The following is a 16,233-nucleotide window of genomic DNA, read 5'->3' on the forward strand; positions in this document are numbered from 1 at the left end:
CCCAGCGGAAATGAATGACGGGCGAGAACGACGGCTCGGGCTTGACGTAGTTATTGGGAAGCAGCTTCGGATTGAGAAACCCATCCGGCGTCACGCTTTCCGTGTACTTCGCGGGCGTCAATTGCCCCGCATCGATGCCGTGATACATCATCTGATCGTCCAGACGTCCGAGCCTGCGATTCAGGCCTTTGCACAGCCCGTCCTCCGACGCCTCGAACCATTCGCCTTCGGAATTCACCCCATGCACGAAGATCACGATACCGGGCAAGGGCAATTGCTTGATGCAGATGAGCGGCGTGTTCTTCGCGAACATCGTCACGCCTTCGCCCCGGCCGACGACAATCGGCGGCGGTGCCGGCCGCGACACAGCTACGTCGTCAGCATCGACTTTCGCCGCAGGTTGGTCGCGATGAGCAGTCGCCATCAGCGGTGGTTCAAGAAATGAATCAGTCATGCGGATTCCTTCGCGATCCTATGTATTGTTTTTGATGAACTGCACCGCCAGTCTCTCGAACTGGTCAGCATCGACAGCCGGAAGTTGGCCGGCCGCATCGCTCGACAAGTTCGACAGCGGTCCGGACGGCCTTTTGACCTCGCCCTCGAATCCCGCCGCCGCATTGCCGTCGGTGGATCGGACCAGCTTCGGTACTCGACCAAGCGTGTCCTGACCAAACTTCGGCATGTCCGCACTCATGCTCGCAGGCCCGTCCCACACATGCCCTGCCGACTTCACCGTGAATGTCCCCGGACATCCCAGTTCGATATCCCCGCCGCGCAGCTTGAGATACGCGCCACCGGACGTGACGAACACGACTTCATCGCTCGCCGTGCCGACGAGGTTTCCGCCACTGGCCGTCAACTGAAGGTTCTTCGCCGAATCGACTTGCGTATCGTCGTGCTGCGATTGAATCGTGACCTTCCCTCGATTCGCGATCGCCGACACGCCGTCGCCGTGCGCGAACATCGCGACGCCACGACCGGCATGCAGCTTGATGCGCTCGCCGCTGCTGACCTGAACGTGTTGCTGCGCGATCTGATCGATGTTCTCGCCCGCATACATGACGTGCGTTCTGGGCGTGACGTTGAGCGATCCCGACTGCGCGCCGAACGCGATCAACGCGGGCGCATCGCCTGTCGTACCGGGCCGCGCACCGTCAGGCGTCCAGTTGCGGAACGCATCGGCGACGTTGTCCTGACCGGCGGTATCGGCCGACTGTCCGCCATGCTCGCCGGCATAGTCGCCGAGCGATTTGAACAGCGCCGTGCATTCGTCGAGCAGTCGAATCAGTTCGTCTCGATCGAGCTGACCGCCGGTGGCCCGTGCGCGCGCATAGGTCGACAACAGGATGCCCTGTGCCGCGCGCAGAGCCGCGGCGGCGTCGGTGCGCAGCTCGGCACCTTCGCCGCGATCCTTCCCGTGTCCGTGTTCGCGCGGCTGCGTCAGATAGCCGAGATTCAGTTGGGTATGCGCATGTTCGCTCGCCAGCTGCGCCGAGATTTGCGACGGCGTATCGTCGAGACGAAGCTGGTTGTAGCGCCGGCCGTTGATTTCCTTGGTCTTGATGCCCGACAGGAAGCGGTTGCCGGGGAGCGCGCCCGTATGGGTGAACGTGACGGGCGGGTTCGCGCCGTTGCTCAGCACGCCGATGATGACGAGCCGGTCCGGGTCGCCGGACAGACATCCCAGCAGCACTTCCATGCCGACGCGCGGCAGGAAGAGCGCGCCGAAGTTGCCTCCGGCGAGGCTTGTTCCGACGCGAATCGGCGCACTGTCGCCGGCCCGGCCGTTCGTTCCGGCGCCTTGCGCGTGCGCATGATCGGCCGGATCGTGCCCGTGGATCAGCACGCGCACGCGGCCGGCCCCGTCGCAAAACACTTCCTCGCCCTGGGCGCCGACGATCGTGCCGGTCAGCAGGTGCACCGGCGGTACATCGACCTTCGGATCATAGGCGGGCTTCAGCGGCACGCCGCGTCGCACGCACGTGAAACGGTTTTCATAGCGCGTGTCGGTTTGCTCCGGCAGATCGACAGGTGCCGGCGCAGCCGTTTGCGCGAGGTTCCGGCTCGCCGCGAACAATGTGTGCGCGCGGCCCGCGAGCGGCTTCGGCAGGTTGTTCCAGATATCGTGCCGAACCGACGTGACGACGAACTGGCGACGATCGGCCGGCCGCATGTCCAGCTCCGGGTCGCCCGTCAGTGTGAACCAGTGGCCGACGGGCAGGTCGCGTACGCTGCTGATTCCGTCGTAACGCTCGGCTTCGAACTGATGCGCCAGTATCCGGTCGCGCGTGATGCGATCGTGATCGCGCCATGAGTCGCCGACGTGCGGGATGTCGATCGCGACGTCGGTCAGCAGGCGCGCAAGGTCGTTCCCGGCTTCGCCCTGGTCAAGGTCCGTGACAGCGGTGGAGTCATCTGCACGGGCTGGCTTGTAGTCCCAGGACGCGCGGCGGACCTGGCCGGGAGACACGCTCTGGCAGTGCGCAAAAAGCGTCACCGTGTCGCGTTGTTCGGTTCCGGCGTCGCGCGGGTGAAGCCGCAGCGTACCGGCCGGCGCTTCCTTCAGGCGATGCGGGTCGTCGCAGAACACGAGCGTATGAATCGGCCACGCGTCGTTCATGCCGCGCGCGCCTCCGGCCGGCTCGGCCTTCGCGAAGACCGTGATGCCTTCCCGACGCAGCAGACGCCGGATGAAACGAGCGTCCGACTCGTTGACCTGCCGCGTGAGTTCGCGCACCGGATAGCGATCGGGCTGCAAGCCGGACAGGTCGAAATCGAATGCGCGCGCGAGTGCGTGGCTGCGCAGTTTCCACTCGTTCATCAGCGTCGCGAGAATCTCCGTCACGCGGCGCGAACGGAATATGCGAGCGTTGGTGCGGCGGTCCATCAACGACAGCGCGTCACACACGTGCAATTGATAGACGGTCAGTTCGCCGTCGGATTGACCGGTTCGCACTTCGCGCACGATCGCATTGATCGCACGCGTACTGCCGCGGTCGGTCGTCAGCCGGACCGATACGGGCAGGCCGAGAAACAGCGTCGGCGACAGATGATCGTGGCTCGACACGCAGGTCAGCTCGCCGTCGATGCCGGACATCAGGCCTTCGCGGATATCGGCGTGATGGAGCGCAAGCAAGTGGCCGACCGCGCGCTGCGCCCGGCCGAAATGGAGATCGACGGGTCGCGAGTTCCCGTCGGTCAGACTGGACGCAAATTCCCGAAATGTTCTTGCTATCGACATCGCCATAATCTCATTGCTTTTTTATTGATTAGGATTTGTTTGAAATGTGGTCCTGTTTGAATTGAGGAAATCGGCTCGAAAATTCGCGTCGAGAATATCAAGCTTGTCGGTCTCGATAAATGTATTTTTGTTTTTGCCTGGCTGGATGATTGGTTTGAAACGGTATTTTTCTTTTTCGGCGATTCGGATGATTTTGAAGGTTCTCGTATTAATCGGTAAAAAGGGCGGGCGCAAGGTGGTTCTGTCAGATTGTGTGGTTGTCGTGCAGGTTTTTTTATTTAAATAAAATCGATTTACGGATTTCGAAGATAGGATCCGTCTGATATCGAAGAAAATGGCGGCGTATTGCGCTGACGAAAAACGTGTGGACGGATTGCTTCGTGCCTGCTCGGATCGCATCTGCCGGTTGCCGGTCTCGTCATTCGCCGCCACCTGATCAGCGCGCGGCCGGGCGGCGCGCCGAACCGCGTTCATCGGCCGCGCAAGCGGCGTCGCCTGCGGGCACCGCTGATGTCTATGAGGGATTCCCCCGTAACCGGGGAAGGAGCGCTGCTTCAACGCTGCCGCCGTTCGCACAGCGCTTCTCCATCGACCTTTCCCGCCTGCCGCGCCCGATTATTTGCGTTTCGCGAATGGCGCGTTCGCCGGTTGTTCCATACCCGATCCGCGTGCGCGCACCTATCGTTCGGGCGTCGGCTGATTGAATTCGACGCCTGCAACCGGAACGAAGCCGGACAGGCGGCCGCCACTTCCTCGCGACTCACGTCGCGTCGCACACCCAAGACAACGGACCTGGCCGATGCGCGGACGCCCCGGCGCGCGCAAGCGGACCAATCCACGGAGACAGACATGAAAGCAAACGAGTGGGATACCTCCTATGAGTGGAAGGCGGTGACGCTGCTGGCGCTCGGCTTCGGCCTGGTCGGCCTCGACCGCTGGCTCATCGCGCCGCTGTTCCCTTCGATCATGAAGGACCTGCACCTGAGCGCGCAGGACGTCGGCAACTGCATCGGCGTGCTCGGCCTGTCGTGGGGCATCTTCGCGGCGCTGATGGGCGGCATCTCCGACAAGGTCGGCCGCCGCAAGGTCCTGATACCCGCCATCATCGCGTTCTCGCTGCTGTCCGGCTTCTCGGGCCTCGCGGGCGGCTTGCTCGGCCTGATCGCGATCCGCGGGCTGATGGGCGTCGCCGAAGGCTCGTTCTGCCCGACCAGCTTCGCGGCCACCGCCGACGCGTCGCACCCGCGGCGGCGCGGCCTGAACCTCGGGCTGCAGCAAAGCGGCTTCGCGCTGTTCGGGCTGGCGCTGTCGCCGATCATCGCGACCCAACTGCTCAACGTCGTGTCGTGGCGCTGGGTGTTCGCGCTCGTGGCCATCCCCGGGCTGATCCTCGGCGCGATCATGTTCTTCGTGATCCGCGAACCGAAGCGCGCGAAGGAGGTCGTGTCGGAGCACGCGCCGGCATCGCTCGGCCATGTGCTCAAGAGCCGCAACATCCTCGTCGCGATGGCCGCGCTGTGTTGCGCGATGACCGGCGTGTTCGTGCTCGGCGCGCTGCTGCCGCTGTACCTGACGGATTACCTTGCGCTCGGCACGCAGAAGATGGGCCTCGTGGTGTCGGCGATCGGCTTCGGCGGCTTTCTCGGGCAGTTCGGGCTGCCGGGGCTGTCCGACGTGGTGGGCCGCCGCCTCGCGAGCATCGCGGGCTTCGCCGGCACGGCGGTGATGCTCTACATCTTCCGCGGCCTCGGCCCGCAACCGGTCGTGCTGTTCGTTGTCCTGTTCGTCGCGTCGTTCTTCACGCTCGGGCTGGTGTCGCTGCTGTCGGGCCCCGTCGCGACCGAAGCCGCGCCCGTCGGCCTCGTGTCGACGTCGATCGGCGTGGTGGTCGGTTGCGGCGAGATCTTCGGCGGCGGCATCGCGCCGGCGATGGGCGGCTACGTCGCCGCGCACTTCGGGATCCAGAACATTCTGTGGCTGCCGATGGGGGCGGTGCTGCTCGGCATCGTGGTCAGCATGCTGCTGCGGGAGACGGCCCCGGCCGTGTTGCAGCGCCGCGTGGGCGTGCAGCCGGAGCTGTCGGCGGGCAAGCAGCCGTAACGTGCGGCGCGGTCATGCGCGCAGCCGGCGGGATTGACACCCGTCAGGTGACAGTGTGACGCGTTCGGCGTGACCCACCCGGCCGGCAGGTGCGGTTAGACTGCCGGTTTGGCTTTCGGGAAAGGTGCGGCATGGACCGGTTTCTGAGCATCGAGGCGTTCGTCAGGGTCGCGGAGGCGAGCAGCTTCGCGGAAGCGGCGCGGCAGCTTGGGGTCACCAGTTCGGTCGTGACGAACCGCATCCAGCAGCTGGAAAAGTTCGTCAACGCGCCGCTGTTCCATCGCAGCACGCGCCACGTGCGGCTGTCCGAAGTGGGCGAGACCTTCTACCGCGAATGCGCGGAAGTCGTGGGGCGCGTCAACGAGCTGACCGACCAGATGCGCGAGCTGCGCGCGACGCCGACCGGGCGGCTGCGCATCCAGATGCTGCCCGGCTTCGCGCTCGATCACTTCGGCGTGCCGCTCGCCGAATTCAATCGCCGCTATCCGGGCATCCAGCTCGACATCATCGTCAATGACCGTGTCGTGGACCCTGTCGAAGAAGGGTTCGACATCGCGTTCCAGATCTTTCCGCCGATATCCGAGTCGCTGATCGAGCGGCGCCTGTTCGTGGTCCGACGCCTGTTCTGCGCGTCGCCGGCCTACCTCGATGCGCATGGTGCGCCACAACATCCGCGCGAATTGCTGCAGCACACCACGGCGCTGTATTCGGGTTATCCGTCACGTAACCGCTGGACGCTGACACGCGGCGACGAGGTCGTCGAAATGGAGCTGCCGGGCATGATCCGCTCGAACTCCGTGCACCTGCTGCGCGAGTACGCGCTGACGGGCGGCGGCGTCGTGTGCCTGCCCACGCTGGTCGCGAGCGACGCGCTTGTCGCGGGCCGGCTGGTGCCCATCCTCACCGACTTCCAGATCGCGCCGCTGAGCTTCGCCGCCGTTTATCCCGCAACGCAGCGACAGGCGTTGAAGGTGAAGGCGCTGGTCGAATTCCTCGTCGAATACATCGGCGACGAGTCGCCGTGGGATCGCCCGCTGCTGGAGCGCGGCTGGGTTCGTTGAGCGAAGCGATTATTCGCGAAACGCAAATGCCGTAGTCGCGCTCCGTTGCCTTGTTGACGGGCGTCGTCGCCCCTAAAGTTGAATCCAACAAGCGGTTCAACTCAGGAGACAGCAATGACCGACACGGCATTCCACACCGTCTTTGGCTCGCTCGACGGCTACCCGAAGGGCGAGATCGAAATCACCAGCGGCAGCGCAAAACACTACGCGTTCTCGAACGTCTTCGAGATCGCATCGAAGTCGGCGCCCTACGAAAAGGTCGTCGCCGGCAAGAACCTCGAATACGTGATCGAAGTGCTGCGCACCGAAGGCCAGTCGCCGTGGTTCGCGTGCGCGCACGACGAGTTCGCGATCCAGATGGACGGCGAAGTCCGCATCGACTTCATCAAGCTCGACAACCCGCCCGCCACCGGCCGCGGCACCGTGAACGCCGGCACGCAGCCGGCGGGCCGCGAGATGGGCTACGTCGTGCTGCGCAAGGGCCACCAGGCACTGCTGCCGGCCGGCTGCGCGTATCGCTTCACCGCCAGCAAGCCGGGCGTCGCGCTCGTGCAGACCGTGCTCGGCGAGCTGTCCGTCGAGAAGTGGGCCGACATCTGCCTGCACTGATCGATTCGATCGCGAAGATTCAACTATTCCAGGAGACACGTTATGGCCACCCTCGAGACCCTCGATCTTTCCGCAGGCTTCGGCGCCGATCTGGTGCAGGCCACGCAAGCCGATGCCGTCACCGGTTACCGCCGCTTCCACCTCGGTGAATTCGCGTTCCAGCGCGACGAGTATTTCGTGAAAATCAGCTGGCCGGCGAAAGGCCAGACCCGCACGCACGCGATCCCCGCGGACGCATTCCTGCGCGCGATGATGCGCGACGTCGCGTGGGGCTTCTTCTACGGCTGGGTGAATTTCGATCACGTGTTCGGCACGCGCAATCACTACGGCAAGGTCGACGTCTATGCGGGCACGTTCAACGGAATCCTGAAGGAAGCCGGCGTCGACTACACCGAGACGTTCGAAACGCCGACGATCATGGCGACCTTCAAGGCGATGCTGCACGACTGGACCAACGAAGGCTTCGATCCATTCGCGGCGCCGGAGGAAACCGGCACGGCGTTCGGGCGCAAGCACGGCGAGAACGGCTCCGCGATCGAACGCACGCGCATCGCGACGCGCCGCATGCCGGGCCTCGAAGGCGACTCGCCGCTGCGCGACGATCTGCCGGTCAACCGCGCGTTTCTCGACGTCGCTCAGGACGAGCCGGAAGTGCACGTGAAACCGGGCTTCGAAGGCGAGCTGCACGCGTTCAACCTGTTCAAGTATCTGTCGCGTTCGGACGTGACGTGGAATCCGTCGGTGACCTCCGTGTGCGGGCGCAGCCTGTTCTGCCCGACCACCGAGGAATTCATCCTGCCGGTATTCCACGGCAACGACCGCGTCGAATGGTTCCTGCAACTGTCCGACGAAATCGTGTGGGACATCGGCGACAAGAACACCGGCGCACCGCGCGCGCGCGTCACGATGCGGGCCGGCGACATCTGCGCGATGCCCGCCGACATCCGGCACCAGGGCTACTCGACGAAGCGTTCGATGCTGCTGGTCTGGGAAAACGCGACGCCGAACCTTCCGCAGCGATACGAGAGCGGCGAGCTGGCGCCGTATCCGATCGAGTTCTGAGCCGCGCCGGCTCGCACAAGCACACCATCGAGGACGATTCATGCAAACCCAACTCTTCATCGACGGCCGTTTCGTCGACGCCGTCGAGCGCGGCACGATCGACGTGCTCAATCCGCACGACGGCTCGCTGATCGCGAAGATCGCCGCCGCCACCGCGGCGGACGTAGACCTCGCGGTCGAAGCCGCGACCCGCGCATTCCCGAAGTGGTCGGCGATGCCGGCGGCCGAGCGCGGCCGGCTGCTGCTGCGCCTCGCCGACGCGATCGAAGCCAACGCGGAGGAACTCGCGCAGCTCGAATCGCTGGACACCGGCCACCCGATCCGCGATTCGCGCGCGCTCGACGTGCCGCGCACGGCCGGCTGCTTCCGCTACTTCGGCGGCATGGCCGACAAGCTGCAGGGCTCGGTGATTCCGGTCGAAACCGGTTTCCTGAACTACGTGCAGCGCGCGCCGATCGGCGTCGTCGGCCAGATCGTGCCGTGGAATTTCCCGCTGATGTTCACGAGCTGGAAGATGGGCCCGGCGCTGGCGGCAGGCAACACCGTCGTGCTCAAGCCGTCGGAGATCACACCGCTGTCGACGCTGCGCATCGTCGAACTGATGGCCGAAGTCGGGTTTCCCGAAGGCGTCGTCAATATCGTTCCCGGCTACGGTCATACGGCCGGCCAGCGTCTCGCCGAACACCCCGGTGTCGGGAAGATCGCGTTCACCGGTTCGACGGCGACGGGCCGCCGGATCGTCGAGGCCTCGCAGGGCAACCTGAAGCGCGTGCAGCTGGAACTCGGCGGCAAGGGCGCGAACATCGTGTTCGACGACGCGAACCTCGACGCCGCCATCAACGGCGCCGCGTGGGCGATCTTCCACAACCAGGGGCAGGCGTGCATCGCCGGTTCGCGGCTCGTGCTGCATGAGCGCATCGCCGACGAATTCCTCGAGCGCTTCGTGTCGCTGGCGTCGTCGATCCGCGTCGGCAACCCGCTGGACCCCGACACCGAGATGGGCCCGCTGACGTCGAAGCAGCACCTCGACCGCGTGCTGTCGTTCGTCGACGTCGCGCGCGAGCAAGGCGGCCGCGTGCTCGCGGGCGGCAGCGTGCCGCAGGACGCGGCACTTGCGAACGGCTACTACGTGCGCCCGACCGTCATCGAGGCGAAGAGCGCCGCCGACCGCGTCGCGCAGGAGGAAGTGTTCGGCCCGTTCGTCACCGTGCTGCGCTTCGGCAGCGACGAGGAAGCGCTGGCGATCGCCAACGCGACCGAATACGGGCTCGGCAGCGGCCTCTGGACCAACGATCTCTCCCGCGCGCACAGGATGGCGTCGCGGATCGACGCGGGCATGTGCTGGATCAACTGCTACAAGCGCGTCAATCCGGGCAGCCCGTTCGGCGGCATCGGCAAGTCGGGCTACGGCCGCGAGATGGGTTTCGAGGCGATGCACGACTACACGGAAGCGCGCTCGGTGTGGGTCAACGTCGACGGCAAGGTGCCGCCGCACTTCAAGCGCTGAGGCCGAGATGGAGCGCTTCGTCTATCAGGGAACGCCGTCCCGCGTCGTGTTCGAATGGGGCGCGCTCGAACGGCTGCCGGACGAGTTGTCCGCGCTCGGCGCGCAGCGCGCGCTGATTCTGTCGACGCCCGAGCAGCAGCCGCTCGCCGAACGCGTCCGGGACGTGCTCGGCGAGCGTGCGGCCGGCGTGTGCGCGCAGGCCGTGATGCACGTGCCGGTCGAGGTGGCGCGGGCCGCGCGCGAGATGGCCGCCGAGCTGGGCGCGGACTGCTGCATCGCGATCGGCGGCGGCTCGACGATCGGGCTCGGCAAGGCGATTGCGCTCGAGTCGTCGCTGCCGATCCTCGCCGTGCCGACGACTTACGCGGGCTCGGAGATGACGCCGATTTTCGGGCTCACGGAAGGCCGGCTCAAGCGCACCGGACGCGACGCGCGCGTGCTGCCGCGTACGGTGCTGTATGACCCGTCCCTGACGCTGTCGCTGCCGCGGGGGATTTCCGCGGCGTCGGGCGTCAATGCGATGGCGCATGCGGTCGAGGCGCTCTATGCGGAAGATGCGAACCCGGTGATCAGCCTGATGGCCGAGGAGTCGATTCGTGCGCTCGGCGAAGCGCTGCCCGCGATCGTGCGCGCGCCCGACGACCGCGAGATGCGCAGCCGCGCGTTGTATGGCGCATGGCTCGCCGGCACGTGCCTGGGTGCGGTCGGTATGGCGCTGCATCACAAGCTCTGTCATACGCTCGGCGGCACCTTCAACCTGCCGCACGCACAGACGCACGCCGCGATGCTGCCGCATACCGCGCACTACAACCATGCGGCGGCGCCCGACGCGCTGCGCCGCGTCGCGCGGGCGCTGGGCGGCACCGACGCGGCCGACGCCGGCCCGCTGCTGTTCCGGTTGAACCGGCAACTGGGCTTGTCGGCGGCGCTGGCCGACATCGGAATGCCGGAAGCGGGCCTCGACGAAGCCGCCGACCTCGCGTGCCGGAACCCGTACGCGAATCCGCGGCCGATCGAGCGCGCGCCGATCCGCGAGTTGCTTCAGCATGCGTGGGAAGGGCGCGAGCCGCAGTGAGCGGCCGGCTGCATACAAAGGAGACGAACGTGACGAATGATCATCATGATGACGGCGACACGCGGTTGACCGAGCAGGTCGTCGCCAGCTTCGACGGTACGCCGAACCCGCGCTTGCGCGTGCTGATGCAGAGCCTCGTGCGGCACCTGCATGCGTTCGTCCGCGAAACGGAGCTGACCGAGGCCGAGTGGATGGCCGCGATTCGCTTCCTGACCGAAACCGGGCAGATGTGCGACGACGTGGTGCGCCAGGAATTCATCCTGCTGTCGGACACGCTCGGCGTGTCGATGCTGGTCGATGCGATCAACCATCGCTTCGCCACCGGTGCGACGGAAACGACCGTGTTCGGCCCGTTCTACATCGAGGGCATGCCCGAGCGCGCGTATGGCGAGAACATGGCGTTCACGCCCGGCACGCCGGTCGTCGTGCATGGCCGCGTGCTCACTACTGACGGCGCACCGGTTCAGGGCGCCGTGCTCGACGTCTGGCAGACCGCCGAGAACGGCATGTATTCCGGGCAGGATACGGCGCAGCCGCACGGCAACCTGCGCGGCCGCTACCGGACCGATGCCGAAGGTCGTTACGCGATCACGACGATCCTGCCGGTCAGCTATCCGATTCCGACCGACGGCCCGGTCGGGAAGATGCTCGACGCCACCGGGCGCCATCCGTGGCGGCCGGCGCACCTGCATTTCATGATCGATGCACCGGGCTACCGAAAGCTCGTCACGCATCTGTTCGACGAGAACGACGCGTATCTGCAGTCGGATGCCGTCTTCGGCGTGAAGCCGTCGCTGATGGTCGCCTATCGGCCGCGTGCGGCGGGTGACGAGCTCGCGCGCCGGGTCGGCTTGAGCGGCCCGTATCGCGAGGCGACGTACGACTTCGTGCTCGACCGGAGCTGACCGACATGGCGCGATTCTTTGCGGTGTTTGCGACGGACCAGCCCGGGATGCGCGAGGTGCGCGACCGCGTGCGGGCGACGCATCGGACCTACCTGCGTTCCGCCGCGCAGCACGGCGTGTATGTGCGGCTCGGCGGGCCGACGCTCGATCCGCAGGGCGATGCGATGAACGGCACGCTGCTCGTCGTCGAGGCGGACGACATCGATGCGGTGATGCAGTTCGTCGGCAACGATCCGTATGTGAAGGAAGGGCTGTTCTCGCGGGTCGAGGTGCGACCGTGGGACTGGAGCCTCGGCAATCCCGAGCGGAGAGCGTGAGTCATGGGTGCCACGCAACTCTGTCGCTTCGCCGATGTGCCGGATGGTGGCGCGCGGGTCGTCGATGAGACGCGCATCGGACGTCCCGTCATCGTCGTGCGGCGCGGGGAGCAGGTGTGGGCTTACGTGAATCGTTGCCCGCATTTCTCGGTTCCGCTCGATTTCGTGCCGGGCAGCGTTTCCTGTTATCGATCCCAGGTGCTGATGTGCGCGCATCACAGTGCGCTGTTCCGGTTCGACGACGGTGTGTGTATCGACGGGCCGTGTTCGGGTGCCGGGCTGGAGGCCGTGGCCGTCGAGGTGGATGCGGCGGCGTGGGTGATTTGCCGGAGCGCCTGAATCGGCGGACGGGTCGATTGCACCAGGCTGGATGAAATCGGAAATGCACGGGATTTCATTCGTTCCAGTCAATAAGTAAAGCTAAGTAAATTTCATTATACCGGGCCGGATGCAAGCCTGATCCGGCGGGAAGGTGTTGTTTCACGAAGCATGGGCGGATCGTTCGCGACTGGCGGGCGACAGGCTCGAATTTCAAAAAAAGACGGAGACGCAATGAAGCTCAGGTTTGGAGTATTCGCGATGCTGGCCATCGCGCAGGGTGCGTATGCACAGAGCAGCGTGACCATGTTCGGTCTGATCGACAGCGGCATCTCGTACGTCAGCAACGAGGGCGGCGGGAAGAACGTCAAGTTCGACGACGGCATCTTCACGCCGAACCTGTTCGGCTTTCGCGGCACGGAAGATCTCGGCGGCGGATATCACGCGACGTTCGCGCTCGTGAACCAGTTCTCGATGGCGAACGGCAGCATCATCGGGACCGGGATCTTCGGACGTAATGCATACGTGGGCATCGAGAGCGACCGGTTCGGCAGCGTCAGGCTCGGGAATCAGTACGACTTCATGGTCGATTCGCTGTTTGCGAAGGGGAATGCGATCTCGATGGACATCTCGGGGCTGTACGGATTCAGGAATGGCCCGTTCCAGCGTCTCGCGCTGCCTGGTAACCCGACCGGCGCGTTCGACTGGGATCGCACGGCAGGCAGCAAGCCGGTCGCGAACTCGGTCAAATACAGTTCGCCGACGATTGCAGGGTTGTCGGGCGGCGTGATGTACGCGTTCGGCGGCGTGGCCGGTTCCATCGGCGCGGACAATGCCGTGAGCGCGGGCTTGAACTACGAAGTCGGCGCGCTCGGCATCGGTGCCGCATATACGAACGAGAAGTACGGCCCGGCGCCCGGCACGCCGTCGACCAGCGTGCGCAACTGGGGTGTCGGGATGCACTACGACTTCGGTGCGGTGAGCGCGAAGGCACTCCTGACCACCGTGCACAATTCGTTCAACGATGCCGGCGTGTGGATGGCCGAGGCCGGCGGCGTGTGGCGCGTCAGGCCGGACGTGTTTCTCGGCGCGAAGTACATGTACATGAAGGGCAACGAAGCCGTGAACGACAACCATGCGCATCAGGTCAGCGTCGCGCTTCAATACCTGTTCACGAAGCGGACGATGGTCTACGTGTCCGCCGATTATCAACGCGCGAACAGCGGCGCGAACGCGCAGATCAACGGCGTGCTCGATCCGAACGGGGCGTCGAGTTCGGCGAGTCAGGCGGTGGCGCGGGTCGGCCTGCATACGATGTTCTGATGGCGCGGCGGGCGGGACCGGCGTCGCGGTTCGCCCGCCAACCGGCTAGCGCGCCGCTGCGGCCGCCTCCTTGGCCTTGTCCTGTTCCGCCGCCAGCGCCGCATCCGCCGCCTGCGCGCGCTGGATCGCCGGGCGCGCCAGTACGCGATCGATGTACGCGCGAATGCGCGGCGTTTCGGGTACCAGCTTGAACATCGTCGTCCAGTTCAGTGCCGAGCCCCACAGCACGTCGACCGCCGTAAAGCGCTCGCCCAGCAGGTAGGGCCCTTTCGCCAGTTGCGCATCGATCCGCATCATCACGGTATCGAAGTCGCCGTACGGCGACGTCGAGTAGGCCGCGGGCGGGCGATTCATCGAGCGGTCGACGATGGCCGGCTCGAGGCACGAACCATAGAACGTCATCCAGGTCAGATACGGCCCGCGCAGCGAATCGCCCGGCGCCGGCGACAGGCCGGCTTCCGGATACAACTCGGCCGCGTACATGTAGACGGCGGCCTGCTCGCTGACGATCACGTCGCCATGACGCAGCGCGGGAACCTTGCCCAGCGGGTTGATGCCGAGGTAGTCGGCTTCGTGATGTTTTCCGGTGGAGAGGTCGAACGCGTGCAGTTCATAGTCGGCGCTCAGTTCTTCCAGCAGCATCCGCGCGCCGGCCGAGCGGCTGCGCGGGGAGTGGAACAGGGTCAGGTGACGGTCTTGCGGCATCGCGGGCTCCGGTGTGCATTCGGGACAGGTCGACCAATATAGGACGGCCGCGCGGCTTCGTCTTGGAAAAATCCGCTGCGGCGGTGCATCATCACGCAGTCACCTCAACGGTTCGTCACCATGGCCGACTTGCGTAACGTGACCGACACGCCCAAAGGCGTCGTCGGCCCGAAAGCCTTCAATCAGCGCTTCCGCCTGAATCGCTATTACCCGTGTGCCGACCTGGCCGGGGTGCTGGATCACCACTGGATCGTCGAATGGGATCTGCGCGACCAGCCGCCGTATGTGCAGCGCACGCTGCCGTATCCGTGCGTGAATCTGGTGTTCGACCGGCGGCGGACGGGGATCTTCGGCGTGGTGTCGGGGGCGTTCGAGACGACGTTGGCCGGGGCCGGGCGGGTGATTGGCTTGCGGTTCCGGCCGGGCGCGTTTCGGGCGTTCTTCGGCAAGCCGGTGCATTTGTCGACCGACAAGGTGCTGCCGGTGTCGACGCTGCTCGATTGCGGCGACGCGCAAGCCGAAGACGCCGTGCTCGGTGCCGAGGATGATGCCGGGATGGTGGCGGCCGCGGAGGCGCTGCTGTTGCGGGTGCTGCCGCCGGCCGATCCGCAGGTCGAACGTATTCATGGCATTTTGCAGATGCTGCAGCAGGATATCGGGCTCACGCAGGTGCGCGATCTGGCCGAGCGCGCGGGGTTGAGCGAGCGCACGCTGCAGCAACTCTTTTCCGACTATGTGGGCGTGACGCCGAAGTGGGTGATCTGTCGTTATCGCCTGCATGAGGCGGCCGACAAGCTCGCCGGCGGCGAGCCGGTCGATCTCGCGGAACTGGCGCAGGCGTTGGGGTATTTCGACCAGGCGCATTTCACGCGCGATTTTCGCAAGCTGGTCGGGAAGGCGCCGGCGGAGTATCGGCGGGAGGATCGGCAGGGTTGAGGTTGCGGAGGAGGGGGCGTTGGCCTGCTTTCGGCTGGCAATGAACCGGCGAAGGGGCGCTCAGGGCATCGGTGAATTTCAAACAATGGATGCGTTGCCTATCATTCCACCCTATAGTGCTCGTCGTTGACCGACCTGCAAGAAAATCAGGAGCCTTCGTGTTTCATCGGAAATCCAAGTTGGGGCATTCGAGCTTCGTGTGCGTCGTCGCTTTGACGATGATCCTGGCGCCCGTCGCGGCGCATGCAGAGGCGGAGGCCGTCGACGGCACGACGCACGTCGCGCCTGCTGCCGATCACGACGCGTCGCCCGCACGATCGATCGTCGGCGACGACCCGGTTGCCATTCGGGATGCCCTGAAGAAGCTGCACGTCAGCCCCTCGCCGCCTTCCTTGAGCGACCGGGTTCGCGGCCTGGTCTCCGACGCAACCGACCGGTATGCCCCGAATCCCGATCTGGCGGCCGTCGGCCTGGATCGCGACGTGACGTTCGTGGTGCCGGTGCAGTACGGGCTGAGGTACCGGTCGCAGCGGCACCTGTTGACGCTGGACGTCGACCTGTTCGACGCGGAGCACGGCGACCGGACGGGCATCCTGCTCCGGAAGGTCACGAAGGGGCCACGAGGGCGAGGGCTCGTGATCGCCCCCGAAGCGAAAGCGAAAGGGTACATCCAGCAGATCGACATCATCGAACTCGATTCCGGGCATGGCAAAAAGACCACGGTTCGCAGCCGGATGCGGATTTCGCCTGCCGTGTACGCTCAAGCGCATGGCGACTTCGCGCTCGTCTTTTCCGGGCGGCTGGTTCGGCCTTATCTGACCGAGCAAGTCGAGCATGCCGATCCGAGTATCGACGAGCCGACGGACATTACGACCCGGATCTCCAGGGTGCATATGGATATCAATGCGATCTCGCTGGTGAGTCCGTCGAGCGGGGTTGTGTTGGCGAAAAAGCTGAAGTTGTCGAAGTAGGTTTTTTTCCTGTGCAGAGCGGTGATGCCGACCGGCTTGCGGGGGCACGCATGTCGCGTGCTTCGGCGCCGGTCGTCTGCGCGATTGCGTGCGATTGTGGTGC

15 protein-coding genes and 1 pseudogene are annotated in these 16,233 nt (G+C 65.3%); 12 read left to right on the forward strand and 4 right to left on the reverse strand.

The genetic code is table 11. The annotated features are described in order from the left end of the window. The 3 genes and pseudogenes from DIE02_RS32155 to DIE02_RS32165 all read right to left on the reverse strand — a co-directional run. Positions 1-454: pseudogene (locus tag DIE02_RS32155) on the reverse strand (hypothetical protein); the annotation flags it as partial. A gap of 18 nt (positions 455-472) precedes the next feature. Next, positions 473-3,241, reverse strand: coding sequence for a type VI secretion system Vgr family protein (locus DIE02_RS32160; RefSeq protein WP_124530185.1), 2,769 nt, complete (start codon positions 3,239-3,241; stop codon positions 473-475). A gap of 21 nt (positions 3,242-3,262) precedes the next feature. Further along, positions 3,263-3,799 (reverse strand): hypothetical protein, encoded by a 537-nt coding sequence (locus tag DIE02_RS32165; protein WP_124530186.1) that lies wholly within the window; start codon positions 3,797-3,799, stop codon positions 3,263-3,265. Between the two features lie 291 nt (positions 3,800-4,090). Between DIE02_RS32165 and DIE02_RS32170 the strand changes: the two genes are divergently transcribed. From DIE02_RS32170 to DIE02_RS32215, 10 genes are all read left to right on the forward strand, one after another. Further along, positions 4,091-5,341 carry an MFS transporter gene (locus DIE02_RS32170; RefSeq protein WP_124489249.1) on the forward strand — a complete coding sequence of 417 codons (1,251 nt, stop codon included), beginning with the start codon at positions 4,091-4,093 and terminating at the stop codon, positions 5,339-5,341. Between the two features lie 131 nt (positions 5,342-5,472). Further along, positions 5,473-6,402, forward strand: a complete 930-nt coding sequence (locus tag DIE02_RS32175) for a LysR family transcriptional regulator (RefSeq protein WP_044848336.1) — start codon at positions 5,473-5,475, stop codon at positions 6,400-6,402. A gap of 114 nt (positions 6,403-6,516) precedes the next feature. Next, on the forward strand, positions 6,517-7,011 hold the full coding sequence (locus DIE02_RS32180; protein ID WP_124489250.1) for a hydroxyquinol 1,2-dioxygenase: 495 nt from the start codon (positions 6,517-6,519) through the stop codon (positions 7,009-7,011). A 42-nt stretch (positions 7,012-7,053) separates the two neighbouring features. Further along, positions 7,054-8,073, forward strand: a complete 1,020-nt coding sequence (locus tag DIE02_RS32185; RefSeq protein WP_124489251.1) for a hydroxyquinol 1,2-dioxygenase — start codon at positions 7,054-7,056, stop codon at positions 8,071-8,073. A 40-nt stretch (positions 8,074-8,113) separates the two neighbouring features. Next, positions 8,114-9,580 (forward strand): aldehyde dehydrogenase family protein, encoded by a 1,467-nt coding sequence (locus tag DIE02_RS32190; protein ID WP_124489252.1) that lies wholly within the window; start codon positions 8,114-8,116, stop codon positions 9,578-9,580. Positions 9,581-9,587: 7 nt separating this feature from the next. Then, positions 9,588-10,655, forward strand: coding sequence for a maleylacetate reductase (locus DIE02_RS32195; protein WP_124530187.1), 1,068 nt, complete (start codon positions 9,588-9,590; stop codon positions 10,653-10,655). Between the two features lie 29 nt (positions 10,656-10,684). After that, positions 10,685-11,560, forward strand: coding sequence for an intradiol ring-cleavage dioxygenase (locus tag DIE02_RS32200; RefSeq protein ID WP_124489254.1), 876 nt, complete (start codon positions 10,685-10,687; stop codon positions 11,558-11,560). A 5-nt stretch (positions 11,561-11,565) separates the two neighbouring features. Then, on the forward strand, positions 11,566-11,877 hold the full coding sequence (locus tag DIE02_RS32205) for a YciI family protein (RefSeq protein WP_044848341.1): 312 nt from the start codon (positions 11,566-11,568) through the stop codon (positions 11,875-11,877). Positions 11,878-11,880: 3 nt separating this feature from the next. Next, entirely contained in the window at positions 11,881-12,216 is a 336-nt protein-coding gene (locus tag DIE02_RS32210; protein ID WP_124489255.1) for a Rieske 2Fe-2S domain-containing protein, read from the forward strand. 213 nt (positions 12,217-12,429) lie between these two features. Continuing rightward, the gene (locus DIE02_RS32215; protein ID WP_124489256.1) at positions 12,430-13,518 is read left to right on the forward strand and encodes a porin; all 1,089 of its coding nucleotides are present in this window, start codon (positions 12,430-12,432) and stop codon (positions 13,516-13,518) included. 45 nt (positions 13,519-13,563) lie between these two features. Here DIE02_RS32215 and DIE02_RS32220 read toward each other — a convergent pair whose 3' ends face one another. Then, a complete protein-coding gene (locus DIE02_RS32220; protein WP_124489257.1) occupies positions 13,564-14,223 on the reverse strand; it encodes a glutathione S-transferase family protein in 660 nt (219 codons plus the stop codon). A gap of 120 nt (positions 14,224-14,343) precedes the next feature. Here DIE02_RS32220 and DIE02_RS32225 point away from each other — a divergent pair, with 120 nt between their 5' ends. After that, positions 14,344-15,159 (forward strand): helix-turn-helix domain-containing protein, encoded by an 816-nt coding sequence (locus DIE02_RS32225; protein WP_124489258.1) that lies wholly within the window; start codon positions 14,344-14,346, stop codon positions 15,157-15,159. A 158-nt stretch (positions 15,160-15,317) separates the two neighbouring features. Then, entirely contained in the window at positions 15,318-16,130 is an 813-nt protein-coding gene (locus tag DIE02_RS32230; protein ID WP_124489259.1) for a hypothetical protein, read from the forward strand. Positions 16,131-16,233: the final 103 nt, after the last annotated feature.

It is taken from the genome of Burkholderia sp. Bp8991 (assembly GCF_003853795.1).
Classification (GTDB): domain Bacteria; phylum Pseudomonadota; class Gammaproteobacteria; order Burkholderiales; family Burkholderiaceae; genus Burkholderia.

What these genes read in the sequence shown, in the direction of transcription:
- DIE02_RS32225 (WP_124489258.1), top strand. Translation starts at nt 14,344, where the DNA reads ATGGCCGACTTGCGTAACGTGACCGACACGCCCAAAGGCGTCGTCGGC.
- DIE02_RS32170 (WP_124489249.1), top strand. Translation starts at nt 4,091, where the DNA reads ATGAAAGCAAACGAGTGGGATACCTCCTATGAGTGGAAGGCGGTGACG.
- DIE02_RS32185 (WP_124489251.1), top strand. Translation starts at nt 7,054, where the DNA reads ATGGCCACCCTCGAGACCCTCGATCTTTCCGCAGGCTTCGGCGCCGAT.
- DIE02_RS32205 (WP_044848341.1), top strand. Translation starts at nt 11,566, where the DNA reads ATGGCGCGATTCTTTGCGGTGTTTGCGACGGACCAGCCCGGGATGCGC.
- DIE02_RS32190 (WP_124489252.1), top strand. Translation starts at nt 8,114, where the DNA reads ATGCAAACCCAACTCTTCATCGACGGCCGTTTCGTCGACGCCGTCGAG.
- DIE02_RS32210 (WP_124489255.1), top strand. Translation starts at nt 11,881, where the DNA reads ATGGGTGCCACGCAACTCTGTCGCTTCGCCGATGTGCCGGATGGTGGC.
- DIE02_RS32215 (WP_124489256.1), top strand. Translation starts at nt 12,430, where the DNA reads ATGAAGCTCAGGTTTGGAGTATTCGCGATGCTGGCCATCGCGCAGGGT.
- DIE02_RS32175 (WP_044848336.1), top strand. Translation starts at nt 5,473, where the DNA reads ATGGACCGGTTTCTGAGCATCGAGGCGTTCGTCAGGGTCGCGGAGGCG.
- DIE02_RS32180 (WP_124489250.1), top strand. Translation starts at nt 6,517, where the DNA reads ATGACCGACACGGCATTCCACACCGTCTTTGGCTCGCTCGACGGCTAC.
- DIE02_RS32220 (WP_124489257.1), bottom strand. Translation starts at nt 14,223, where the DNA reads ATGCCGCAAGACCGTCACCTGACCCTGTTCCACTCCCCGCGCAGCCGC.
- DIE02_RS32195 (WP_124530187.1), top strand. Translation starts at nt 9,588, where the DNA reads ATGGAGCGCTTCGTCTATCAGGGAACGCCGTCCCGCGTCGTGTTCGAA.
- DIE02_RS32160 (WP_124530185.1), bottom strand. Translation starts at nt 3,241, where the DNA reads ATGTCGATAGCAAGAACATTTCGGGAATTTGCGTCCAGTCTGACCGAC.